This window comes from Pantoea dispersa, assembly GCF_014155765.1.
Taxonomy (GTDB): Bacteria; Pseudomonadota; Gammaproteobacteria; order Enterobacterales; family Enterobacteriaceae; genus Pantoea; species Pantoea dispersa.
Map to the genome: position 1 here is coordinate 679,079 of NZ_SCKT01000002.1, position 24,732 is coordinate 703,810.

Here is a 24,732-nt window from a genome sequence, read left to right on the forward strand (position 1 = left end):
CGCGCGTGCTAACGCATTCGGCGCGTCCAGTGGACGGCACCGCATGATTTCCCCGGTTGTCCATTACAGCCGTGCCACAGGCACAGGCTGCTGTCTCGCTGCGCACCGATGTGCGCAGGTGGGGTGTGTAATGGTGTTACCTGCCTGATGTTGTTACAGCGCAAGCTGAAAGCTGATTTTGCTATGCAACTTTGATTATCGACCGTGGCGTTAAAAATGTGAGAAAAAAGTGATCAACGTAGCGCGTGTGGGTAAGAAAAGTGCCCGGCAGACTTGTTAAAAGATGCATGTTAAATGTATGTTAATGCCCGAGACGTGACGCAATCAACGCCCGATGACGGGTTGGAGAAAAACCACCATGACGACCGCGCTGTGCCAGCTGTTAAAACTGCAGTATCCGCTGATTCAGGCACCGATGGCCGGTGTCGCCACGCCGCAGCTGGCCGCAGCGGTATCCAATGCCGGGGCGCTGGGATCGATTAGCGTTGGCGCGGTGACACCGCAGCAGGCGGCAGAAATGATTGCCCACACCCAGGCGCTGACGCGTGGCCCGATCAACGTCAACGTATTTTGCCACGCGCCGGCAAAGCGGGATGCCGCGCGCGAGGCGGCGTGGATCAGCCGGTTCAGCCCGCAGTTTGCGCAGTACCAGACGGCGCTGCCGCCGGCACTAACGGAGATCTATCAGAGCTTTTTGCACAATGAGGCGATGCTGACGGTGCTGGAGCAGGCGCGGCCGGCGGCGGTCAGTTTCCATTTCGGCATTCCCGATGCCACGGCCATCACCCGGCTAAAGCAACGTGACATTGTCACGCTGGCGACCGCCACCAGTCCGCAGGAAGCACGGGCAATTGCAGGCAGTGGTATCGATATCATTGTGGCGCAGGGTTATGAAGCCGGTGGTCATCGCGGCCATTTTGATCCGGGCGCGCCAGACCAGCAGCTTTCGACCGTTGCGCTGGTGCAGGCGATTCGTCAGCACACCGCGCTGCCGGTGGTGGCAGCGGGCGGCGTGATGGACGGTGCCGGCATCGCGACGATGATGAAACTGGGTGCCAGCGGTGTACAGCTCGGTACGGCGTTTGTGCTGTGTCCCGAATCGGCGGCCAGTGCGGCCTATCGTCGCGCGCTGCTGGCAGCTGGCGCGCGTGGCACGGTAATGACGGCGGCGATCTCCGGGCGTCAGGCGCGCTGCGTGCGCAACGCATTTTGTGAATTATGCCATGACGTAACGCCGGAGGAGATTCCTGACTATCCGCTGACCTATGCGCTGGGAAAAGCCCTGGCAGCAGCGGCTGCTGCACACGGCGAGGACGGCTTCGGTGCGCAGTGGGCGGGTCAGGGGGTGGCGCGGGTGCGCGCGCTGCCGGCGGCACAGCTGGTGGAGACGCTGGTTGCAGAGTGGCAGCAGGCATAGAGCAGGCTGCTGCCACATAGTGTGTAACGTTACAGACCGAGCGCGCGCGTTACCGCTTCCGGCATTGACGGACGCCCATTGGCGAGACAGGTGGCAACAAACGTGGCCTCGGCATACACCACGCCGTCGACCTTGATTTGCTGCACGAAGTTCACGCGATTGCGCTTCTCGTTCTGCTCCAGCGCGCAGGTGACTTCCACCTTATCGCCTTTCACCAGGCTCTTGCGGAAGCGCAGCGTGTACTCCAGCACCATGTAAATCTTGCCCTGACTGAACTCTTCTTCAATGTCGATACCCAGCGCCTCGCGCATGTAAGCGTGGCGCGTCCACTCCATGTAAAACGGGTAGTACAGCCCGTCGACCACGCCCTGAAAATCGATATGGCTTTCATCTACGTCATAGTGCTTTACGAACATTTTTGCATCCTGATAAGCGCGTTATGCGGTGAGGCAATGGGTATACCGCAGAATGACGCCGCGGGAAAACGGCAAGATGTTGCAAAGTAATTCCACTGTCGCCTGACGGAATGAATGCTGGTATTTTCCCGTGCTGCAGCAGAAACTGACAGCTGCATCACATATCCATAATCAACTGGCTACCTTTTTGTGACAAATCACGCAGCCCGGACACATTTTTCTGCGCAGGGTCGCGCGGCCAAACATAATAGTTTTACTATGTACACACATGTTGTACAGAGTAAAACAACAACACTGGCCGATTTGCGTTAAGCCATGACTCTGTGAGGAACCCTATGTCTGACAAGATAACCCGCGCGGCCGCTGTGCCCGATATTGAGCAGCAGACCGTAAAACGCGTCATCTGGCGCATTCTGCCGTTCCTGATCGTCTGCTATCTGATCGCCATTATCGATCGCGGCAACATCGGCATGGCGTCCCTGCAAATGAATGAAGATCTCGGGCTGAGCAAAGCGGTGTTTGGCCTGGCAAGCAGCCTGTTTTTTGTTGGCTATTTTCTGTTTGAGGTGCCAAGCAACCTCGCGATGCAGAAGATTGGCGCCAAAATCTGGATTTCGCGCATCATGGTGACCTGGGGCATTGTCTCGGTGTGCACCGCGTTCGTCAGCAGTGCGGAAATGCTGTACGTGCTGCGCTTTCTGTTGGGCGCCGCCGAAGCCGGCTTCTTCCCCGGCGTGATCCTTTATCTGACTTACTGGATTCCGGCGAAATATCGCGCGCGCGTGATTGCGACTTTCATGGTGGCGATCCCGGCAGCCAACTTTATTGGCTCGCCGATCTCGGGCGCAATCCTGACGATGGACGGCTGGTTCGGCCTGCGCGGCTGGCACTGGCTGTTTATCATCGAAGGGTTCCCGGCGATTGTGCTGGGCGTGCTGGCTTTCTTCCTGCTCAGCAACCGTCCGGAAAATGCCCACTGGCTGACCAGTGAACAGCGCAACTGGCTGAGCGGCAAACTGGCTGAAGAGAATGCACAGCGCAAAGCGATTGGTCATATCACGCTGTGGCAGCTGCTGCGCCACAAGCATATCTGGGTGATGGCGCTGATTTACGCCGGCGCGTCGGCAGCGGGTTCGACGCTTAGCGTCTGGTCACCGCAGCTGCTGAAATCATTTGGCCTGGATAACTTCACCACCGGTTTGATGAATGCGATCCCGTACGGTCTGGCATCGATTCTGATGATTGTCTGGGGCCGCAGCTCTGACCGTAGCGGTGAGCGTCGCTGGCACACCGCGCTGACGCTGTTCCTGATTGCCGGTGGACTGCTGGCGGCGTTCCTGACCGATACGCTGGCGGGCAGCGTGGTGATTCTGTCACTGGTACTGATTGGTGCTTACTCGATGAAAGGGCCGTTCTGGGCGCTGGCCTCGGGCTGGATGTCCTCAACCACCGCAGCGGCCGGTCTGGCTGCTATCGGCGCGATGGCCAACCTGATTGGTGGCGGGCTGATGGTGAACGTTTACGGCATCATCAATGAGAAAACCGGCAGCCATGCGATGGCGATGATTCCTCTGGCGCTGCTGTGCGCGGCGGGCGGCATTGCGGTATTGCTGATGGGACGCAGCAAAAAGCTACACGTTGAAGCGGAACAGCCGGTGGCCAGCACCGGGAAATAATCTCATGAGCCTGTGCCAGGGAGGGCACGCATCTGGCTCATCACGTCTGACGTTATCCTGCTTTCATCCTTTAAAACATTCGTTTCCCGATGCGCCACAGCACACCGGGAAACGCGGCGTTATTATCTCTGCTCAGCGCTGCGCTGGCGCCACGGATCTTTCACCATGGCAACCGCCAGTGCGCCAATCATCAGGACTGCCGCCACCGCCAACAGCGCCCACATAAAGCCGCCGGTAGACTGACGCACATAGCCGATCAGCGACGGGCCGAAGAAGCCGCCGAGATTACCAATCGAGACAATCATGGCTAAGCCGCCTGCCGCGGCATTGCCAGTTAAAAAGCCGGAAGGCAGCGCCCAGAACGAGGCCTGAAACGCCAGAATACCGCTGACGGTGCAGCACAGCGCCAGCATTTTGATCACCGGCGCATCGCTCAGCGCGCTGCACATCAGGGCTAAGGCGGCGATCACCAGCGCGCCGCTGATCCAGCGAATACGGTGCGCTGATGCATTAGCGCGGCGCGCCCACAACAGCATGCTCACGGCACCGCAGACATAGGGCAGCGCGGCAAGAAAGCCGGTTGCCGTATGGCTCACGCCGAGCTGTTTGATGATCTGCGGCATCCACAGTCCCACACCGATCGAACCCACAATGCCGCAAAAGTTAATAAACGCCAGCAGATACAGCAGCGGATTGCGCAGCGCGTCGCGCATCTGGGAACCGTGCGTTGCCGCGATTTGCTGCTGCTCATCGGCCAGCCGCCTGCTCAGCAACTGCTGTTCACGCGGCGCCAGCCAGCGCGCTTTCTCCGGCCGGTCGCTCAGCACAAACAGGCACATGATGCCGAGGATCACCGCCGGTAAGCCTTCAATCAACAGCAGCCACTGCCAGTTACGGATATGCTCATGGCCGGTGATCTGCATCAGCGCGCCGGAAATCGGTGAGCCGATGATATTGGCCACCGGAATGCCGACCAGGAACGCGGCGGTGATTTTGGCGCGCCAGCTGCCGGGGAACCAGTAGGTAAAGAACAGATAGATGCCAGGCGTAAAGCCGGCCTCTGCTACGCCGAGACAGAAGCGCGCAACGGCAAAGCTGACGGGGCCGCTGATGAACGCGGTCGCCATTGAAATCAATCCCCACGAAATCATGATGCGCGCGATCCAGATGCGCGCGCCCACTTTTTGCATGATCAGGTTGCTGGGAATTTCAAACAGGAAATAGCCGATAAAAAACATGCCCGCGCCAAAGCCAAACTGTTCGGCGGTGATGCCGAGATCGGCGTTCATGCCCAGCGCGGCAAAGCTGACGTTGGTGCGGTCAAGGTAGCTGACCACATAACAGATAAAGATAAACGGCAGAATGCGACGAAAGGCTTTGGCGGCCGCCTGCTCACTGTCCTGGAAATCCTGTTCGCTGAGCGTTTCATGGCGGGGTGGCACCGCAGCCGGCTGAGCCGGCGCAGGGCTGGATGTTGAGTGCAGGGTCATAGTAATCTCCGGTGCGTTCGGATGACGCAGAGTTGTAGTCAGAGAAACGAGGTATCGATGGCCGGCAACGTGCGGCCTGGCGTGTTCTGGGTACAGGTCAGGATGCTGCCGCTGACCGATTCGGTGATAAACAGCTGATTAAGGTCGGCCCCGCCGAAGCACAGGTTGGTGGTGGAGCGACCCAGTGGACTGAGCAGAATCTCTTCCGGTTCAGCCAGATCGTTAAGACGCCAGACGCGCCCCAGGCCGGGATTGGCGATCAGCAGTTCGCCGCGCTGATTGATGGTCAGCCCGTCCGGCCCGCTGGGTCCGTGCGAGGTAAAGAACAGTCCAACTTTGCTCACCGAACCATCCGCCAGCAGCGGCACGCGCCACACGCAGTTGCCGCGCGTCATCGCCACGTACAGGATTTTCTCATCCGGCGACAGCACCAGGCCGTTCGGGCTCGGGCAGTTATCCAGCAGCAGATCCAGCCGGCCATCCGGGCTGAGCCGATAGACGCGTCCGCTGGCATCGTGCAGCCCGGTCTGGCCCTGATCGGTAAAATAGAGATTGCCGCGGCTGTCGGGGGTTAAGTCGTTGACGCCGCGAAAGCTTTCGCTGTTACGCCGCGTCAGCCACGGCGTGATAGTGGCGCTGCTGATTGACAGCTTCATCAGGCCGTTACGGTAATCGGTGATGATTAGCGTGTCCGGATCGGTCAGCTTCATGCCGTTGGGCTCACCGTCATACTGCACCACCAGCTCCCAGTTGCCGCTCATATCGACGCGAAAGATGCGGCCATAGGGAATATCGGTGACATACAGACAGCCGGAGGGATGCCACACCGGGCCTTCGAGAAAGGAGTCGGTAAGCTGGCCGCCGCGATTGGCGGCAGCCCAGACATTGCCGGCGTCCGGCCGGCGAAACGCTTCAGGCAGGCGCGAAAACAGCGTTAACTCGCGCACCTCCGGTACGGTGAGTACGGTCATGATACCGCCTCCTGCTCCTGCAGAACCTGTAACGCGTTGCGCGCGGCACCGGTGCCCATGCGCACGTAAGCATTGTCGCTCACGCCGCCAATGTGCGGCGTAATAATCACGTTGTTAAGCGACTGCCACAAATGCGGTGCATTCAGCGGCTCGCTGGTGAAGCTGTCCAGTCCGGCGGCACGCAGTGTGCCGTTTTGCAGCGCGGTCGCCACCGCCTGATCGTCAATCAGTCCGCCGCGCGCGGTGTTGACCAGAATCGCGCCAGGCTTAAAACGGGCGAGGGCGGCCGCGTTGATCATCTGGTGATTGCTGTCCGTCAGCGGACAGTGCAGCGACACCACATCGGCACGGCTGTACAGTTCATCCAGTGATTCAACCGCTTCACAGCCAGCCGGCAAGGTTTGCGCATAAGGATCGTAGGCCAGCACCTGCATACCGAAGGCCTGGCCGATGCGCGCCACGCGGCTGCCGATGGCGCCCAGACCGACCAGGCCGAGTGTGCGTCCTTCCAGCTCCAGCGATTTATGCTGCGCTTTATCCCAGTGTCCGTCGCGCATCCGGCGGTCCAGCTGCGGCACCGATTTAGCACAGGCGAGGATCAGCGCCCACGCATGCTCCGACACGGCAGCGGCATTGGCACCCACTGCCGCGCGGACCGCAATCTGGCGTTCCGCCGCTGCCTGCTGATCGATAACGTCAATACCGCTGCCGTGCTTGGAGATCACGCGCAGCGCCGGCGCGGCGTCCATGATGCGCCCGTTGATTTTGCCGTAGCGCACAATGATCGCCTGAGGATTATGGCGCTCACACAGCGCGATCAAATCGGCTTCCTGCGGCTGGCGTCCGGCATAAATCAGCTGATAGTCCTGCAGCAGCTCGACGGCTTCAGCAGCCAGGTCACTGCCGGTGATGAGGATAGTTTTTACGTTGCTCATTACAGCGATTCTCCTTCTGCTAACATACCCGCCGCGCGCAGGGCACCTTCCAGCCAGCCCGGACGCAAATCGCCCTGCTTAATACCCGCGATGCGGCGCGTTTCGGCGTCCAGCTTCTTCGCCGCCAGGGCAATGATGCGTTCCACATACTGTTTAGCGATCACCACCACGCCATCGGCATCGCCGACCACCAGGTCGCCCGGCTCAATCGACGCACCGGCCACCGACACCGGATGGTTCACGCGTCCGGGAATACTTTTGGTGGGGCCGCTTGGGTTGAGGCCGGCAGCAAACACCGGATAGCTGCCCTGCGCGAGGGCGTCAGCATCACGCACCGCGCCATCAATGATGATGCCGGCGATGCCGGACGCTTCGGCCTGGGTTGCCATGATTTCACCCAGCAGCGCGCAACTGATGTCGCCTTTGCCGTCCACCACCAGCACATCACCCGGCTGGGCGATAGCCAGCGCCGCGTGAATCGCCAGGTTATCGCCCGGACGCACTTCCACCGTGATGGCCGGCCCGGCGACTTTCATCTGCGGCGACAGCGGCTTAACGCGGCCATGCAGGGTGCCGCGACGACCGGCGACATCGGCCAGAATCGCGGCCTGGAATGCGGCGGCCTGGCTGACGGACAGGGCGCTGACGCGCTCGATGTTGCGGTTGATCAGGTTATTTGCAGAGACAGACATAATTCACCTCGTGGTTTGTTTTACCTGGTACAACAATGTTGTACAATATAAAACAACTATATCGACGATCTGACGCCGCATGCCAGTGTTACGAAGGTGTTTGTGATGTAAACACGATGTGACTCACAGTTTTCAGGTACACTCAGGACGGCACAAATCAGGAGGAAAAAATGGGAAATGAAGGCGTTAATGCGGTGGAGAAGGCGTTGTCCCTGCTGGATTGTTTTAAGCCGGGCGAAGAGAGCCTGTCGCTAACTGCGCTGTCGCAGCTTTCCGGCTATCACAAAACCACTGTCTATCGTCTGATGAACTCGCTGGAAAGGATGGGCTATGTGGTGCGCAGTGACAGCGGTGTCTACACGCTCGGCCCGCGTCTGTTATACCTCGGCAAGCTTTATGAGCAATCATTCCATCTGGCCAGCGTGGTGCAGCCGGAATTGCAGGCGCTGGCAACGGCGACCAACGAGAGCGCCAGCTGGTACGTACTGGATAACGGCCAGCGTCTGTGCCTGTTTCGTGCTGAATCGTCTGATGGCCTGCGTCATACGCGCCTGCCGGGGACGATTTTTCCGCTCGATAACTCAGCCATCAGTAAGGTGCTGCGTTTCTGGGGCATGAATGAAAATCTCTTCGATGCGCTGCCGTCGCTGCCAATATTCAGCTCAGGCGCGCGCGATCCGCACATCGCGGCCTTTGCCGTACCGGTATTCGCCGAAAATGATCGGCTGACCGCTGCGCTGGCGCTGACTGGCCCGGTTTCGCGTCTGACGCTGAATCGCAAAGATGAAGAGTTAGGTGTGTTGATGCGCGAAGCGGCTGCACGCCTGTCAGCCAAACTGGGCGCGCGCAAAGCATTTTGTGATGCGGTTTATGCGGCTAAATAAGGCTGCGCATTAATCACTCACCGGCGGGCCAGCAGGCCTGCCGCACTCCTTCGGATTTTTCAAAGCAACACCTCAGTTAATGCTGTTTTCCCTGCTGCGCTAAGCCCGGTATACCTTGCGGAAACCAATTAAACGCTGGCAGGCATCATGAGCACCCATACCCGCATCCGCAAATTCAACACCAAAGATACCTATCCTAATCAGTCGCTGGACAACGACCTGTGTCAGGCCGTGCGCGCCGGCAACACCGTTTACGTGCGTGGTCAGATTGGCACCGACTTCGAAGGCAACCTGGTGGGGCTGGGCGATCCGGCAGCGCAGGCCGAGCAGGCGATGAAAAACGTGAAGCAACTGCTCGAAGAAGCGGGCAGCGACCTGTCGCACATCGTGAAAACCACCACCTACATCATCGACCCGCGCTATCGCGAGCCGGTGTATCAGGTGGTCGGCAAGTGGCTGAAAGGCGTGTTTCCCATCTCCACCGGTCTGGTGATCTCGGGACTGGGCCAGCCGCAGTGGCTGATGGAGATCGACGTGATTGCGGTAATCCCCGACGACTGGCAGCCACAATAAGGAGCGCCGCATCATGACGTTATCGATTGTTGGACGCTGCGCGCAAACCGGCCAGCTGGGCATCGCGGTCAGCTCGTCGAGTATTGCGGTCGGCGCACGCTGTCCGTGGCTGCGCGCCGGTGTCGGCGCGGTCTCCACGCAGAACATCACGCTGCCGGCGCTGGGCCCGCGCATTCTTGATCGGCTGAGTCAGGGCGAGACGGCGCAGCAGGCGCTGCAGAGCGGTCTTGCCAGCGATGACTTTTTTGATTATCGCCAGCTTACGGTGCTGGCGGCCGACGGCAGCAGTGCCTGCTTCAGCGGAACGCACACGCTGGGGGTGAATCACGCGCTGTGCGGCAGCGACTGCGTAGCGGCCGGTAATTTGCTGGCGAATCCCGAGGTGATTTCGGCGATGGTCAGCGCGTTTACGCAGCAGCCGGGCGAACTGGCCGCACGGTTAATCGCGGCCATGCAGGCCGGGATGGCCGCCGGAGGCGAAGCCGGGCCGGTTCACTCGTCGGCGCTGGCGGTGGTGGGCGAACAGCCGTGGCCGCTGGTTGATCTGCGCGTTGACTGGACGGAGGGCGATCCCATCGCGGAACTTCATCAGCTGTGGCTGGCCTATCAGCCGCAGATGCAGGATTACCTGACGCGCGCGCTCAATCCCACGCTGGCACCCCGTTACGGCGTGCCGGGCGATGAATAAGCGTGAGGAGACGCGATGCTGACCAGCCGTAACCTGCTCGAACATCTGGTGGCTTTCGACACCACCAGCCGCGAATCCAATCTCGCGCTGATCGATTTCTGCTGGCGCTACCTCAGCGGGCTCGGCGTGACCTGTGAACTGATGCACAACGCAGAACGCAGCAAGGCCAATCTCTATGCGCGGCTCGGGCCAGCCGGCAGCGGCGGGGTGATGCTATCGGGCCACAGCGACGTGGTACCGGTTGATGGCCAGACGTGGACGGTGCCGCCGTTTGCGCTCACCGAACGCGACGGCAAGCTGTACGGACGCGGCACGGCAGACATGAAAGGCTTCCTCGCCTGCATGCTGGCTGCCGTGCCGCATTTTCTCGCCCAGCCGCTGCGTCAGCCGCTGCACCTGGCTATCTCCTATGACGAAGAGGTGGGTTGCCTCGGCGTGCGCTCGCTGGTGAAGGCGCTGGCGCAGCGCAGCGATCGACCGGCGATCTGCCTGATTGGCGAGCCGACAGAGTTGCGTCCGGTGCTGGGCCACAAAGGCAAGCTGGCAATGCGCTGCGACGTGCAGGGCGCGGCCTGCCACTCGGCATACGCGCCGCAGGGCGTCAATGCGATTGAATACGCCGCGAAGCTGATCCAGCACTTAACTGTCATCGGTGAACGTCTGGCGGCGCCGGAACGACAGGATGCGCGCTTCGATCCGCCGTTTACCACCGTGCAAACCGGGGTGATCCACGGCGGGCGCGCGCTGAATATCGTGCCAGACGCCTGCAGTTTTGATTTCGAAGTGCGCACCCTGCCGCAGGATGATGCACAGCAGGTGGCAGATGAGCTGGTGGCGTATGCGCAGCAGACACTGGAGCCGCAGATGCGCGCGGTGCAGCCCGCCAGCGCCATCCGCTTCTCGCCGCTCAGCGCCTATCCCGGGCTGGATACCGCCGCGCACAGTGTCGCGGCACAGCTGATTGCCCGGCTGAGCGGCAGCGACAGCTTCAGCACCGTGGCGTTTGGCACTGAAGGCGGACTGTTTGCCGCCGCCGGCATCCCCTGCGTGGTGTGCGGTCCCGGCAGTATGGAGCAGGGCCATAAGCCCGACGAATTTATCACCCTCGCACAGCTGGACGCCTGTGACAGCCTGTTACGCCGGCTGGCGACCTGGATGTGCGAATGAACCCGTGACGAGCCACCCCGTCCGAATCCGGAGATTGTATGGTCAGTGCAGAAGTAACCCCGTTTCCGCAGCCGCTGTCATCGGCACCGCATAAGGCCAACGTGGCGGTGCAGTTGGATGGCGTCCTGAAGCGCTTTGGTGATGCCATCGCGCTGCATAAAATTTCTCTCACCATCCACGAAGGTGAGTTCATTACGCTGCTCGGCCCGTCCGGCTGCGGTAAAACCACGCTGCTGAACCTGATGGCCGGCTTTGCCGAAGCCGACGGCGGTGAGATTTTTATCGATGGCGAACTGGTAACGGAAATCCCGCCCTATCAGCGCGAGATCGGCATCGTGTTTCAGAACTACGCGCTGTTTCCGCACATGACGGTGGAGAAAAACGTCGGCTACGGCTTGCGTATGCGCGGCGTGCCGAAAGCGGAAATCGCCGAGCGGGTCGGGCAGGCGCTGGCGCTGGTGAAGCTGGCGGGGTACGGCCAGCGCAAGCCGCGTGAACTGTCTGGCGGGCAGCAGCAGCGCGTGGCGCTGGCGCGTGCGCTGGTGATTCGTCCCAAAGTGTTGCTGCTGGATGAGCCATTCTCCGCGCTGGATAAAAATTTGCGGTTATCCATGCAGGTCGAGCTGAAAGCGATTCAGCGCAAACTCGGCGTGACCACGGTCTTCGTCACCCACGATCAGGGCGAAGCGCTGAGCATGAGCGACCGCGTGGTAGTGATGTCGGCCGGGCACGTGCGCCAGATCGGTCCGCCGGATGAGATCTATCGCCGACCGCAGGATCCGTTTGTCGCCAGCTTCGTCGGTGACGTGAACATTCTGCCGGGCCGCTACGCCGGCCGCGACACCAGCGCGCTGCTGGAGCTGGGCGGCAACACGCTGCGCCTGCCGGCCAAACGGGTGCAGGCCAGCGTCGGCGACCGGCTCGATGTGTATGTGCGTCCGGAAAATGTGCAGCTGGCGCCGCTCGGTCCGCAGGCGCTGCTCAGCGCCACGGTGCTGACGCACGTGTTTCAGGGCGATCACGTTGACGTGCACCTCGACATTCCGGCGCTCGGCAGTGCCTCACTGTTTGCCCGTCAGTCCGGACTGGAGGCGCTGACGCGCTGGCCGGTCGGCAGCGTGGTGGGGCTGACGTTTGATGACGAGGGCGTTTGCGCCTTCACCAGCGACGCACAGGGTTAACGCATGGCAACGGAAACCATGACGGCGATCATCGCCGCACAGCCGGGTGGTGCAGAGGTGCTGACTGCGGTGCAGCGCCCGGTGCCGCAGCCGGGACCGGGCGAAGTGCTGCTGCGCGTCGTCAGCGCAGGGGTTAACCGGCCCGATATTCTGCAGCGCAACGGCATGCCACCGCCGCCAGGCTGCAGCGATATTCTCGGGCTGGAAGCGGCGGGCGTCATCGTTGCGCTCGGCGCAGGCGTCAGCGAACTGCAGCCGGGCATGGCGGTGATGGCGCTGCTGAGCGGCGGCGGTTATGCACAATACTGCGTGGCGCGCGCCGACCTGTGCCTGCCGGTGCCGGACACGTTGCCGCTCAGCCACGCGGCGGGTTTTCCCGAAGCCGCGTTTACCGTCTGGCACAACCTGTTTGAGCTGGGCCGTCTGATGCCGGGCGACAGCGTGCTGATTCACGGCGCGGCCAGCGGCGTGGGCACGCTGGCGATCCAGTGCGCCCAGGCTTGTGGCGCGCGAGTGATTGCCACCGCCGGCGGTGCAGAAAAAATTGCCGCGCTGCAGCAGCTGGGCGTGTGGCGCGCCATTGATCGCCATAGCGAAGATTTTGTGGCGGTGATTCAGACGCTGACCCGGGAACGCGGCGTGGATGTGGTGCTGGATAACGTCGGCGGCGACTACATTGCGCGCAACCTCAGCGTGCTGGCAGCGGGCGGGCGGCACGTCAGCCTCGCCTTTATGCAGCGGGCCACGGTGGAGATCAATTTACAGTTGATCATGCGCAAAGGCTTAAGCCTGACCTCTTCCACGCTGCGACCGAAAAGCGCGGCGGAAAAAGCGCGTCTGGCGCAGTGCGTGCGCGCCCATCTGCTGCCTTTACTGGCCGCCGGGCGCATCACGCCGCAGGTGCATCAGCGATTGCCGCTGACGGCCGCCGCGCAGGCGCACCGCATCCTCGAAGCCAATGCCAATATCGGCAAAGTGCTGCTGCTGCCAGATGCGGAGGCTATGCCATGATGGAACTCTATTACGCCTCTACCTCGGCTTACGTGCGAAAAGTGATGGTGTGCGCCCGGCTGCTGGGTCTGGCGCCGGAGATCACCCTGCTGGCGTCGGCGGCGCACCCCATCGAGCGCGATGCGCGCATTGCCGCGTTTAATCCGCTGGCTAAAGTGCCGGCGCTGCGCACCGAACAGGGACTATGTTTATACGACAGCCGGGTGATCTGCGAATACCTTAACCACCGCGCCGCGGGCCAGTTGCTGCCGGCAGACGGCGAGGCGCGCTGGCTGTGCCTCACGCGCCAGGCGCTGGGTGATGGGCTGCTGGACGCCGCGCTGCTGGCGCGCTACGAAACCAGCGCCCGCCCGCTGGAAAAGCAGTGGTCAGCGTGGCGCGATGCGCAGCTGACCAAAGTGGCGGCGGCGCTGGCGGCCATTGAGCAGCAGGCGGAGGCGTTCAGCCGCACGCCCGACGATCTCGGGTTGATCGCCATCGGCTGCGGATTGGGCTATCTCGACTTTCGTTTTGCTGAACTCAACTGGCGCGCCACACATCCGCAGAGCGCCGCCTGGTTTGCCCTCTTTGACGCGCACCCGGCGATGGCCGCGACGCGCCCGCACCTTTAATGGAGCCGCAATGTCTCAGATTTTCTTTCTCAATGGGCCCAATGCCAATCTTTACGGCATGGATCGCCACGGTACTTACGGCAGCGACAGTTTCGCCAGCATCGGCGAGCGCTGTCAGCAGCGCGCCGACGCGCACGGCCTCAGTCTGCAGTTTCGTCAGAGCAACCATGAAGGGGTGCTGGTGGACTGGATTCAGGAAGCGCGCCAGCAGGCAAACGGGCTGATCATCAATGCCGCCGGGTTGTCGTATCGCTCGGTGCCGATTCTGGATGCGCTGCTGATGTTCGATGGCCCGATCATCGAAGCGCACATGAGCAATATCTGGCAGCGCGAGCCGTTTCGTCATCAGTCGCTGGTGTCGAAAGCCGCCACCGGCGTGATCGCCGGGCTGGGCGCGCTGGGTTATGAACTGGCTATCGATGCGCTGGCGACGCTGCTACAGGAGCCCAGCGCATGACGACGCTGGTGTTTTATAGCGAGTTCGACAGCTTCGAGGCGTGGTCGGCGCTGCTGGCACCACAATTACCGGATGTCACTATCTGCCGTGCCGATCAGGTTGCGGATGCCGATAGCGTGCAGTTTGCGCTGGCGTGGAAGCCGCCGCGCGGCTTTTTTGCCCCGTATCGCCAGCTGAAATTGCTGGTGAATCTGGGCGCGGGCGTCGACTCGCTGGTGGGGCGCGACGACCTGCCTGACATCCCGATCGTCCGGCTATCGGACCCGGATATGGCGCGCATGATGGCCGGTTACGTGCTGTTTGCCGTGCTGCGTTACGCGCGTGACATACCGGCATTTGAGCGCGCACAGCGTGAACATCGCTGGCACTATCTGCATCCGCGCGCGCCGGCGTCGATTCGCGTGGGCGTGTTGGGGCTGGGCGAACTGGGTGCGTATGCGGCGCGCGAACTGGCGCGTCAGGGCTTTGACGTGCGCGGCTGGTCGCGGTCGCCCAAAGCGCTGGACGGCATTCACTGCGTCAGCGGTATGCAGGCGCTGGATGCGTTTCTGGCCAGCAGCGACATTCTGGTGGTGATGCTGCCGCTCACGCCTGAAACCCACGGATTGCTGGATGCGCAGCGTCTGGCACGGTTGCCGCCGGGCTGCGCGCTGATCAACGTGTCGCGCGGCGCGATTGTCGATCAGCCCGCGCTGACCGCGGCGCTGCAGAGCGGACAGATCGGGCACGCCACATTAGACGTGTTTGATCGCGAGCCGCTGCCGCCCGACGATGCGCTGTGGAGCATGGAAAATGTGCTGATCACCCCGCATCTGGCGTCGGTAGCGATCCCGGCCAGCGCCGCACGTCAGGTGGCTGATAACATCCAGCGGGTGATGCGCGGCGAGCCGGTGCTCAACCAGGTGTTTCCCGCGCGGGGTTACTGAGCGCGTCAGGCGACGCGCACCACCTGCGGGTCGAAGTAGCTTGGCGCGGCCATGCCGGGAATGTATTGATCGGAGATGAACATGCGGCAGCGTTCGGCGAAGGCGTTGACCACCATCGACTGCTGCACGTGGGCCACCGTGGCGTATCCCAGCAACATTGGCCGGTTCACGCCGGCAAGGCGCACGCGGATCACCCGTTTGCCATCCTGCGACAGATTGGCTTTGGGCCGCACATTGGCGATGCCAAATCCCACGCCGTTGGCCACCATCGCGCGTACCACTTCCATATTGCCGGAGCGCATCACAATGTTGGGCGTGACGCCCGCTTCGCTAAACAGGCTGAGAAAATATTCGCGGCTCCACGGCATATCCAGCAGCACCATCGGCACCGTAGCGAGATCCTGGATGGTCACCGCAGACTGACTGGCAAACGGGTGATGTTCGCCGACCATCACATACGGCGGCAGCTGCGCCAGCGACTGAAACGCGATGTCGCTGGCCGGCACCAGATCGTAGGTCAGCGCGATATCGATATCGGCGGCGCGCAGTTGTTTCAGCAGCTGTTCATGATTGCCCTCCACCAGCGTGATGCGCACGCCGGGGAAGGCGCGGCCAAAGCCAAACACCAGCTCCGGCGTCAGCATCGGGGCCAGCGTGTCGAGACAGCCGACGCGCAGCGGGCCGCGCACGTTGTTCAGCGACTCTGAGGCGATGGTATACAGATTCGACATCTGTTCCAGGATCAGCTTCGCCTCTTTTAATACCTGATGGCCAATGGCGGTGAGCGACACGCCCTGCGCGTGGTGGCGCACAAACAGCTGCACCCCCAGCTCGGATTCGATGTGGGTAATGGCGGCAGAGATCGACGGTGACGACACGTGAATACGTTCGGATGCGCCAATAATGCTGCCGGCTTCGCCGGACGCGACGAAGTATTCCAGCTGGCGCTGGGTGATGCGACTGAGCATGCAGATTCTCCTGGTGTCGCCAGCGCGATCTTGTCGCGCCGGCTTTTCTATTTACCCCTGTTTCCATGCATTTATCATGCCGGACAGCGAATAGCAGCATAATCCCCTGCCTGACCCTTCACGCCCATTCGCTTCTGCCTCACTAAGGCTTAAGAAAATCCGTTGCAAAGCAGCGACTTTTTTAGCGTCAGAAATTCCGATGCAACGGCGAGGAAAAGGCTGTTTTACCGCAGCAGCGGCCAGCGGCAGAATCGCTGTGACACCTGCTTTTCACTTTCGCACTGTTTTGGCGCAGCGCGCCGTGGCGAATCAACGGTGGTTCAGAGCAGCGATAACAGCCTTTTCATTCACTGGGGACAAAAATATGTTGCGTAAGATGTGTGCCTTAACGTTGTTAACCACGGGAATTCTGAGCGCAGGGAATGCCATGGCCGCCGACAAGCTGATTGTCAGCACCTGGGGCGGCAGCTTTAAAGATCTGATCGATCAAACCATCGCTAAAGAGTTCACTAAAGAGACCGGCGTCGAAGTCCAGTTCGTCACCGGCGGCACCATCGATCGCCTCAACAAAGCCAAACTGGCGGGCGGTTCGCCGGAAACGGACGTGACCTTCACCACCGCGCACGTCGGCTATCTGTATGCCAACAGCGGCCTGTTCGAGAAACTCGACATGAGCAAAATCCCTAACGCGGTCAATCTGGTGCAGCAGGCGAAAGTGAGCCCGTATCATCTGGGCGTGTGGGGCTACGTCTACACCATCGGCTACCGTCCGGATCTGGTGCCGAAAGGGGAAACCTTCACCAGCTGGAACGACCTGTGGAAACCGGAGCTGAAAGGCACGCTGGCACTGCCCGACTGGGATCCGAGCCACATCATCGCCGTGGCCGCCAAACTCTCCGGCAGCGATGCCGCGCACTGGCAGCAGGGCCAGGCGAAGCTGAAAGCGCTGATTCCTAACATCAAATCGTTCTACACCGATGATGCCAACAGCCAGCAGCTGATCTCCACCGGAGAAACGCCGGTGCAGGTGATGCTGTCGATGAACGCCTACAGCATGATTGCGGAAGGGGTCAACATCAAGCTGGCGATACCGAAAGAGGGCGCGATCCTCGGCGTGGATACCGTCGGCATCAATAAAGGCAGCAAAAATGCCGATCTGGCGTACAAGTTCATCAACATCGCACTGAAACCGGAAATTCAGCAGCAGGTGGCGAAGATCTATCGCGGTAGCCCGACGGTGACCAACGCGCATATCGATCCGGAGCTGGCGAAGCTGCCAGGCATGCTGACCACGCCGGCGCAGTGGAATGCCACCATCAATACCGATCCACAACTGCGTGCGGAGAAAACTGCCGAGTGGCGTCAGTGGTTCTCTGAAAACATCATGTCTCACTGATTGTCCTGGTGCTGCGGCGGGGCGGGTGCCTCGCCGTAGCCGGTAACACCTATGCAGGCAGTAACGTCCATGACGAAAAAACCGACATTTTTACCCTGGTTCATTCTTCCCGCCACGCTGACCGCGATGGGGCTGGTCGTCGCGATGTTTGCGGTGATGCAGTTCAGCGTGCGTGCGTACATTCCCGGCTCGCTGGATGTCGGCGGCTTTACGCTGGCCAATTTCAGTGGCCTGTTCAAACGCATCTACGGCGATGCGTTTCTCAATACCGTGCTGCTCAGCGCCAAAACGGCTTTATTTGGTTTGCTGATGAGTTACCCACTGGCCTATGCGCTGGTGCGCACCCGCACTGCGTGGATCAAATCCACCATTCTGATCATCGCGATTACTCCGCTGTTTCTGGGGGAAGTGGTGCGCACCTATTCGTGGATTATCGTGCTGGGTAACAGCGGCTTTCTTAATAGCCTGCTGCTGGCGCTGGGCATCATCAGCCAGCCGATCCAGTTTATGTTTACCCAGACCGGTGTGGTGGTCGCGCTGGTGCATGTCACCATGCCGATCATGGTGCTGATGCTGGCGACGGCGCTGTCACACATCAATCCGGACTACGAAAAAGCCGCTACCAGCCTTGGCGCCGGGCCGGTACGCGCGCTGCTGACGGTGACCATTCCGCTGTCGATTCCCGGCATTATCGCCAGCCTGACCACCGCGTTTGCCTGGACCTTTAGCGCTTTCGCGACGCCGCAACTGATTGGCGGCGGACGCGTCAGTACCGTGGCTACGCTGGTGTATCAGCTGGGCTTCTCCTCGATGAACTTCCCGTTTGCCGCAGCGCTGAGCATTGCTGGCCTGCTGCTGACCATTCTGCTGCTGCTGGCGCTGAAGCGCATGACGCGCTTCCTGCATGCCATGGGAGGGCACTGATATGACCCGTTCTCACAACGACAAACTGATTGCGCTGCTGGGCAAACTGCTGGTGATCGCCATTCTGACGTTTGTCATGTTGCCCACCGTCGTGGTGTTTATCTCGTCGTTCAGCAGCACCTCCGTGCTGTTCTTCCCGCCGAAAGGCTGGTCGCTGCGCTGGTTTGAGCGGGCGCTGAGCTACGACGATTTTCGTCACGGCTTCTGGTCCGGACTGATTGTCACAGCATGGGCGTCAACGCTGGCGGTGGTCATCGGCGCCACGCTGGCGATTGCCATCGAGCGCTATCGCTTTCCCTGCAAACAGGTGCTGGAGAGCATTCTGCTGTCGCCGCTGTTTATTCCGCATTTCACCATTGGCCTCGGCCTGCTGATGCTGGTGTCACAGCTCAATCTGGGACGCGGCTACGCGCTGGTGATTTTCTGCCACGTGGTGCTGGTGCTGCCGTTCGTGCTGCGCAGCATCTATGTATCGCTGAAAAATCTTGAGCAGCGGATAGAACTGGCGGCGGCCAGCCTCGGCGCATCGCCGTTGCGCGTGGTATGGACCATTACCGTGCCGCTGATTCTGCCGGGCCTGTTTGGTGGCTGGCTGTTCGCGGCGATTCTCTCTTTCAATGAATTTACCGCCTCGCTGTTTATTACCACCCAGGCGACGCAGACGCTGCCGGTGGCGATGTACAACTACGTGCGTGAATTTGCCGACCCGACGCTGGCGGCGCTGTCGGTTATTTATATTGTGGTGACCGCCGCGATGTTAATTATCGCCAATAAGTTTTTCGGGCTGGGAAAAATATTAAACGTTGAGGCCGGGCATTAATTTCGCTGTGCCATTAAGCCGCCGTTAAACATGACAACCTGGTGTTAATCGCCAGCGGCGCAATATTTGCGCCGCGCTGGTGGCATGCCAACTATTCGGGGATGACCTATGTCAGTAGAAAAAATCAATACCGTGATTGTCGGAGCGGGCCAGGCGGGTATCGCCATGAGCGAACATCTGGCGCAGATGCAGATCCCGCACGTGGTGCTGGAGCGCAGCCGCATTGCCGAGCGCTGGCGCTCCGAACGCTGGGACTCGCTGGTGGCAAACGGCCCGGCGTGGCACGACCGCTTTCCTTCGCTGAAGTTTGATAACATTTCACCGGAGGCGTTTCCGCCGAAAGAGCGCATGGCGCAGTATTTCGAGGATTACGCAAAGATGCTCAACGCGCCGGTGCGCACCGGGGTTGAAGTACAGCAGGTGACGCGGCTGCCCGGACGCAGCGGCTTCCGGGTGGTGACGTCGGTGGGAGAATTCGACGCGGACAATGTGGTGGCTGCTACCGGGCCGTTTCAGAAGCCCGCGTTCCCGGCCATCGTGCCTGAAGGCGCGGTGCCGCAGCAGATCCACTCATCGGCGTACAAAAATCCACAGCAGCTGGCGCCCGGTGCGGTGCTGGTGGTCGGTGCGGGTGCGTCCGGCACCCAGATTGCCGAGGAGTTGCGTCAGGCCGGCCGCGAGGTGTTTCTGTCGGTCGGCGAGCACTACCGCCCGCCACGCGCCTATCGCGACCGTGATTACTGCTGGTGGCTTGGCGCGCTGGGGCTGTGGGACGAAGTGAAAATCAAGCCGAAGAAACAGCACGTGGCCTTTGCCGTCAGCGGCTATGAAGGCGGTAAAACCGTGGATTTTCGCCGGCTGGCCCATATGGGCATTACGCTGGTCGGCATCACCGAGCGCTGGGATAACGGCGTGCTGCGCTTTGCGCCGGGGCTGGCAGAGAATATCGCCGAAGGTGACAGAGCTTATTTCGAGGTGCTGCGCGATGCGGATGCGTACATAGAACGCAACGGGCTGGATTTACCGGCCGAGCCGCAGGCGTGGGAGCTGTTGCCGGATCCGGACTGCCTGTTAAATCCGCTGATGCAGCTGGACGTGCAGGCGGCGGGCATCAGCACCATTATCTGGGCTACCGGGTTTAAATTTGATTTCAGCTGGCTGCAGGTGGATGCGTTTGATGAACAGGGCCTGCCATTCCACAAGCGCGGTATTTCTGCCGAGCGCGGTATTTATTTCCTTGGCCTGCCCAATCTGGTCAACCGGGCGTCGTCGTTTATTTACGGCGTGTGGCACGATGCGAAATATATTGCCGACCACATCGCGCTGCAAAATGCCTATTCGGATTACGTAAAGTCGTAATTATTTTCCAGGTGCGCATGAATGCGCACCCTACGGAAGATCTACAACGCCCGCACGTACTGTTGTCTTGCAACCTTTGAATTAGCACGATAAATCGTGCCGCTACACCAGGTGCGGCTGGAAGGTGCAGTAATCACAGCGCGCACAAACCGTAGCGGCGCAATTCATTGCGCATTGGGCAGCAGCGCAGCGGACAACCAGCACGATAAATCGTGCCGCTACACCAGGTGCGGTTGCAAGATGCAGTAATCACAACGCGCACAAACCGTAGCGGCGCAATTTATTGCGCAACAGGCAGCAGTGCGATGGACAACCAGCACGATAAATCGTGCCGCTACAACAGGTGCGGCTGGAAGGTGCAGTAATCACAACGCGCACAAACCGTAGCGGCGCAATTTATTGCGCATCGGGCAGCAGCGCAGCGGACAACTAGCACGATAAATCGTGCCGCTACACCAGGTGCGGTTGCAAGATGCAGTAATCACAACGCGCACAAACCGTAGCGGCGCAATTTATTGCGCAACAGGCAGCAGTGCGATGGACAACTAGCACGATAAATCGTGCCGCTACACCAGGTGCGGCTGGAAGATACAGTAATCACAGCGCGTACAAACCGTAGCAGCGCAATTTTATTGCGCAATCTGACACAGCAATCATCAGATCCCAGACAAAAAAATGCCGGTGGGCGATGGCTCGCGCACCGGCATCGGTTCGATTGACTCAGCGATGGCCTATTACAGCGCCATATCCTGCTTCGCGGACTCTTCGCGCGGTTTGGCCTGCGCAGGTGCCGACTGCTGATCGTCCATGTTAATCACTGGCGGTTTGGTCAGCTGCAGCACGGATGCGGTATTATCCCATACCTGCTGGGTCAGCGCGGTGTTGCCGTTCAGCTTCTGGCCGAAGCTTGGCACGATAGCGCGGATCTTCTGCTGCCACTCCGCTGACGCGAACTGCTGCGGGAACAGCTTCTGCATCACGTTCAGGGTGATCGGTGCCGCGGTAGATGCACCCGGTGAAGCACCCAGCAGGGCCGCCACGGTTTTCTGCTGATCGGTCACGATTTCGGTACCCAGCTTCAGCACGCCGCCTTTCTCAGCATCTTTCTTGATGATCTGCACACGCTGGCCGGCCTGAATCAGTTTCCAGTCCTCTTTACGCGCGTTCGGGTAGTACTCTTTCAGCGCGGCAAAACGGTCGTCATCGTTCAGCATCACCTGACCAATCAGGTATTTCACCAGGTCAAAGTTATCGATGCCCACGTGCGTCATCGGCATGAAGTTGCTGGTGGTGGTGGCGCTCAGCAGATCGAACAGCGAACCGTTCTTCAGGTATTTGGTCGAGAACGTGGCGAACGGCCCAAACAGCACCACTTTTTTACCGTCGAGGTTACGGGCATCGATGTGCGGTACCGACATTGGCGGTGCGCCTACGGAAGCCTGACCATACACTTTCTGCAAGTGACGGCTGGTGATTTCCGGGTTTTCGGTCATCAGGAACGAACCGCCCACCGGGAAACCGCCGTAGTTATCGGCTTCAGGAATACCGGTTTTTTGCAGCAGCTTGATCGCCGCACCGCCCGCGCCGATGAATACGTATTTCGCATCCACTTCACGGTTTGCGCCGCTCTTCACGTCTTTGATGGTGACGTGCCAGGAGTTGTCGCTGTTGCGTTTGAAATCGGTGACTTCAGAGGAAGTTTCCAGCTTGAAGTTCTGATCTTTCTGCAGGCTGCCGATCAGCTGACGGGTAATTTCACCGTAGTTCACATCGGTACCCACCGGCGTCCAGGTGGCGGCCACTTTTTGATTCGGATCGCGACCTTCCATTACCAGCGGTGCCCACTGCTCGATCTGCTTGTGATCGGTAGAGAACTTCATGCCCTGGAACAGGGTCGTTTTCTGCAGCGCCGCATAGCGTTTGGTCAGGTATTCGACATTTTTGTCGCCCCAGACAAAGCTCATGTGCGGGGTGGAGTTGATGAACGAACGCGGATCGTGCAGCACGCCACGCTGTACCTGGCTGGTCAGGAACTGGCGGGTAATCATGAACGATTCATTGATTTCCAGCGCCTTGCTCACATCGATGGAACCGTCTGCACGCTCTGGCGTGTAGTTCAGCTCCATGTTGGCAGAGTGGCCAGTACCGGCGTTGTTCCAGCCGTTGGAGGATTCCAGCGCGACGCCGTCGAGACGCTCAACCATCAGTTGTTTCCAGCCCGGTTGCAGCTCCTGCAGCCAGGTACCGAGCGAGGCGCTCATGATACCGCCGCCAATCAGCAGCACGTCGGTTTTTTCTGGTGCGTTCTCAGCGTGAACCGCTGAAGAGACAAGCAGTGCCGTCAGCGAAAGCGCGGACACAAGTTTTTTGGTCTGAGTCATGCCAGTCCTGTTTATTCTTTGCAGATGAACGTTAAAAATTCGGTTGGCAAATTAAAAGATTGTTACGAAAAGATTAACTTGTTTTTAGTTAATTAACTATTGATGGCAATTAATTAACTTTCATAAAAGCGGGATGGCGAAATAAACGGCAGGAATACAGCAGAAATGCGGGAAAAAGCAACAATATATCCGCTAACGGAGCGCGGTTATTATTTATAACGACGGGCACGACTTAGGTCAAATTAAATCCGCTGCCGCGATGACAAATCATGCACTATCACTGCACGGAGCGTGTTGATGATCTGACGCCGAATGGGTTTACCCTAAGGTCTCTGATGACTTGTTTAACTTTCGCGTGGACATGAGCATGGCGGGCAAAACCCTGTATGAAAAGCTGATCGAACAGCATGTGGTACGTCACCTGGACGATGAGGGGCACGTGCTGCTCTATATCGACCGGTCAATCCTCAATGAATACACCAGCCCGCAGGCGTTTAGCGGTCTGCGCGACCGGTCGCGGCGCGTGCGCCATCCGGCCACCATTCTACTCAACGTCGACCATGTGAACCCGACGCGGCCGATGCGCGATGCGGCGATGACCGACGCTGGCGGCCAGCTGCAGGTCGATTACTTCCGCAAAAATGCTGAACACTTTGGCATTGAGCTGTTTGACGTGCTCGATCCGCGACAGGGCATTGAACATGTGGTGGCTCACGAGCAGGGGCTGGTGATGCCGGGGATGGTGATTGCCGCCGGCGACAGCCATACCACCACTTACGGGGCGTTTGGCGCGCTGGGGTTCGGCATCGGCACCTCGGAAATCGAGCACCTGCTGGCGACACAGACATTGATTTATCGCACGCTGAAAACCATGCGCGTTGAAGTCACCGGCGAGCTGCCATTTGGCTGCGCCGCCAAAGACATCGTGCTGGCGTTGATCGAACAGATTGGCGCATCCGGCGCTACGGGGTATGCGATTGAGTTTACCGGCAGCGCGATTGATGCGCTGAGCATGGAAGGGCGTATGACTCTGTGTAACATGGCAGTGGAAGCCGGTGCGCGCGGGGCGATTATCGCGCCGGATGACAAGGTCTACGCTTACATTGCCGGCAAACCGCAAATGCCGGTGGGCGAACTGTGGCAGCAGGCGCTGGCCGAGTGGCGCACGTTGCGCAGCGATGATGATGCGGTATTTGACCGGCAACTGACCATTGATTGCAGCGATCTGGAACCGAAGGTCACCTGGGGCATCAGCCCGGATCAGGCCTGCGCCATCAGCGGCCACGTGCCTAATCCGGCAGACGAACCCGATCTGGTGAAACAGCAGGCGATGAAAAATGCGCTGCACTACATGGGGCTGCAAGCCGGCACGCCGCTGGCCGACATTGCCATCACCCACGCGTTTATCGGCTCCTGCACCAATGGGCGCATTGAAGATTTGCGCGCTGCGGCAGCGGTGATCGGCACCCGCAAAATCGCGCCGCACGTGCGCGGCATCATCGTGCCGGGCTCAACCCAGGTACGGCAGCAGGCGGAGGCGGAAGGGCTGGCGGCCATCTTTATCGACGCCGGCTTCGAGTGGCGTCAGTCGGGCTGTTCGATGTGTCTGGCGATGAACGAGGATGTGCTGGCACCGGGCGATCGCTGCGCATCTGGCACCAATCGTAACTTTGCCGGCCGTCAGGGCGCGGGCGCGCGTACTCACTTAATGAGTCCGGCGATGGTCGCCGCCGCTGCGCTGGCGGGCCATCTGGTTGATGTTCGTCACTATCTGCAATCCGGGGTTTAA

General features: G+C 60.1%; 23 protein-coding genes. 16 read left to right on the forward strand and 7 right to left on the reverse strand.

Annotated elements, in window-relative coordinates:
- Positions 1-358 precede the first annotated feature (358 nt).
- A complete protein-coding gene (locus tag H7K56_RS09930) occupies positions 359-1,417 on the forward strand; it encodes an NAD(P)H-dependent flavin oxidoreductase (protein ID WP_150360224.1) in 1,059 nt (352 codons plus the stop codon).
- Positions 1,418-1,446: 29 nt separating this feature from the next.
- Here the strand turns inward: H7K56_RS09930 and H7K56_RS09935 are convergent, their stop codons facing one another.
- The gene (locus tag H7K56_RS09935; RefSeq protein WP_021509508.1) at positions 1,447-1,833 is read right to left on the reverse strand and encodes an acyl-CoA thioesterase; all 387 of its coding nucleotides are present in this window, start codon (positions 1,831-1,833) and stop codon (positions 1,447-1,449) included.
- Between the two features lie 335 nt (positions 1,834-2,168).
- On the opposite strand from H7K56_RS09935, the gene H7K56_RS09940 reads away from it, so the two are divergent.
- Positions 2,169-3,509 (forward strand): MFS transporter, encoded by a 1,341-nt coding sequence (locus tag H7K56_RS09940; RefSeq protein ID WP_021509507.1) that lies wholly within the window; start codon positions 2,169-2,171, stop codon positions 3,507-3,509.
- A 122-nt stretch (positions 3,510-3,631) separates the two neighbouring features.
- Here the strand turns inward: H7K56_RS09940 and H7K56_RS09945 are convergent, their stop codons facing one another.
- Genes H7K56_RS09945 through H7K56_RS09960 form a run of 4 tightly spaced genes read right to left on the reverse strand, consistent with a single transcriptional unit; the run spans position 3,632 to position 7,597 of the window.
- Positions 3,632-4,999 (reverse strand): MFS transporter, encoded by a 1,368-nt coding sequence (locus H7K56_RS09945; protein WP_150360225.1) that lies wholly within the window; start codon positions 4,997-4,999, stop codon positions 3,632-3,634.
- Positions 5,000-5,037: 38 nt separating this feature from the next.
- Complete coding sequence (locus H7K56_RS09950; RefSeq protein ID WP_150360226.1) at positions 5,038-5,970, reverse strand: SMP-30/gluconolactonase/LRE family protein; 933 nt, start codon at positions 5,968-5,970, stop codon at positions 5,038-5,040.
- On the reverse strand, positions 5,967-6,905 hold the full coding sequence (locus H7K56_RS09955) for a hydroxyacid dehydrogenase (RefSeq protein ID WP_058770553.1): 939 nt from the start codon (positions 6,903-6,905) through the stop codon (positions 5,967-5,969). Before H7K56_RS09955 ends, H7K56_RS09950 begins: the two co-directional genes overlap by 4 nt.
- On the reverse strand, positions 6,905-7,597 hold the full coding sequence (locus H7K56_RS09960; RefSeq protein ID WP_150360227.1) for an RraA family protein: 693 nt from the start codon (positions 7,595-7,597) through the stop codon (positions 6,905-6,907). Before H7K56_RS09960 ends, H7K56_RS09955 begins: the two co-directional genes overlap by 1 nt.
- Before the next feature lie 170 nt (positions 7,598-7,767).
- Between H7K56_RS09960 and H7K56_RS09965 the strand changes: the two genes are divergently transcribed.
- The 9 genes from H7K56_RS09965 (at position 7,768) to H7K56_RS10005 (ending at position 15,095) form a co-directional block, all read left to right on the forward strand.
- Positions 7,768-8,481 carry an IclR family transcriptional regulator gene (locus tag H7K56_RS09965; RefSeq protein WP_021509502.1) on the forward strand — a complete coding sequence of 238 codons (714 nt, stop codon included), beginning with the start codon at positions 7,768-7,770 and terminating at the stop codon, positions 8,479-8,481.
- Positions 8,482-8,628: 147 nt separating this feature from the next.
- The gene (locus tag H7K56_RS09970) at positions 8,629-9,054 is read left to right on the forward strand and encodes a RidA family protein (RefSeq protein WP_021509501.1); all 426 of its coding nucleotides are present in this window, start codon (positions 8,629-8,631) and stop codon (positions 9,052-9,054) included.
- Positions 9,055-9,067: 13 nt separating this feature from the next.
- The gene (locus H7K56_RS09975; RefSeq protein ID WP_150360228.1) at positions 9,068-9,742 is read left to right on the forward strand and encodes a DUF1028 domain-containing protein; all 675 of its coding nucleotides are present in this window, start codon (positions 9,068-9,070) and stop codon (positions 9,740-9,742) included.
- Positions 9,743-9,757: 15 nt separating this feature from the next.
- Positions 9,758-10,909: an acetylornithine deacetylase gene (gene argE, locus H7K56_RS09980; RefSeq protein ID WP_150360229.1), complete on the forward strand. Its 1,152-nt coding sequence runs from the start codon at positions 9,758-9,760 to the stop codon at positions 10,907-10,909.
- 38 nt (positions 10,910-10,947) lie between these two features.
- The gene (locus tag H7K56_RS09985) at positions 10,948-12,090 is read left to right on the forward strand and encodes an ABC transporter ATP-binding protein (protein WP_150360230.1); all 1,143 of its coding nucleotides are present in this window, start codon (positions 10,948-10,950) and stop codon (positions 12,088-12,090) included.
- A 3-nt stretch (positions 12,091-12,093) separates the two neighbouring features.
- Positions 12,094-13,101: an NAD(P)H-quinone oxidoreductase gene (locus H7K56_RS09990; RefSeq protein ID WP_150360231.1), complete on the forward strand. Its 1,008-nt coding sequence runs from the start codon at positions 12,094-12,096 to the stop codon at positions 13,099-13,101.
- Positions 13,098-13,712, forward strand: a complete 615-nt coding sequence (locus H7K56_RS09995) for a glutathione S-transferase (protein ID WP_150360232.1) — start codon at positions 13,098-13,100, stop codon at positions 13,710-13,712. Before H7K56_RS09990 ends, H7K56_RS09995 begins: the two co-directional genes overlap by 4 nt.
- Positions 13,713-13,722: 10 nt before the next feature.
- A complete protein-coding gene (locus H7K56_RS10000) occupies positions 13,723-14,169 on the forward strand; it encodes a type II 3-dehydroquinate dehydratase (RefSeq protein WP_150360233.1) in 447 nt (148 codons plus the stop codon).
- Positions 14,166-15,095, forward strand: a complete 930-nt coding sequence (locus H7K56_RS10005) for a 2-hydroxyacid dehydrogenase (RefSeq protein ID WP_182688993.1) — start codon at positions 14,166-14,168, stop codon at positions 15,093-15,095. The genes H7K56_RS10000 and H7K56_RS10005 overlap by 4 nt, the downstream gene beginning before the upstream one ends.
- Positions 15,096-15,100: 5 nt before the next feature.
- Here H7K56_RS10005 and H7K56_RS10010 read toward each other — a convergent pair whose 3' ends face one another.
- Positions 15,101-16,063 (reverse strand): LysR family transcriptional regulator, encoded by a 963-nt coding sequence (locus H7K56_RS10010; protein WP_021509493.1) that lies wholly within the window; start codon positions 16,061-16,063, stop codon positions 15,101-15,103.
- A 364-nt stretch (positions 16,064-16,427) separates the two neighbouring features.
- Between H7K56_RS10010 and H7K56_RS10015 the strand changes: the two genes are divergently transcribed.
- From H7K56_RS10015 to H7K56_RS10030, 4 genes are all read left to right on the forward strand, one after another.
- Positions 16,428-17,459, forward strand: a complete 1,032-nt coding sequence (locus tag H7K56_RS10015) for a polyamine ABC transporter substrate-binding protein (RefSeq protein WP_150360234.1) — start codon at positions 16,428-16,430, stop codon at positions 17,457-17,459.
- A gap of 69 nt (positions 17,460-17,528) precedes the next feature.
- Entirely contained in the window at positions 17,529-18,383 is an 855-nt protein-coding gene (locus tag H7K56_RS10020) for an ABC transporter permease (RefSeq protein WP_021509491.1), read from the forward strand.
- Between the two features lies 1 nt (position 18,384).
- Positions 18,385-19,203, forward strand: a complete 819-nt coding sequence (locus H7K56_RS10025) for an ABC transporter permease (RefSeq protein WP_150360235.1) — start codon at positions 18,385-18,387, stop codon at positions 19,201-19,203.
- Positions 19,204-19,311: 108 nt separating this feature from the next.
- On the forward strand, positions 19,312-20,562 hold the full coding sequence (locus H7K56_RS10030) for a flavin-containing monooxygenase (protein WP_058775056.1): 1,251 nt from the start codon (positions 19,312-19,314) through the stop codon (positions 20,560-20,562).
- Positions 20,563-21,296: 734 nt separating this feature from the next.
- Here H7K56_RS10030 and mqo read toward each other — a convergent pair.
- A complete protein-coding gene (gene mqo / locus H7K56_RS10035) occupies positions 21,297-22,943 on the reverse strand; it encodes a malate dehydrogenase (quinone) (RefSeq protein ID WP_150360236.1) in 1,647 nt (548 codons plus the stop codon).
- Between the two features lie 367 nt (positions 22,944-23,310).
- Here mqo and leuC point away from each other — a divergent pair, with 367 nt between their 5' ends.
- On the forward strand, positions 23,311-24,732 hold the full coding sequence (leuC, locus tag H7K56_RS10040; protein WP_059012853.1) for a 3-isopropylmalate dehydratase large subunit: 1,422 nt from the start codon (positions 23,311-23,313) through the stop codon (positions 24,730-24,732).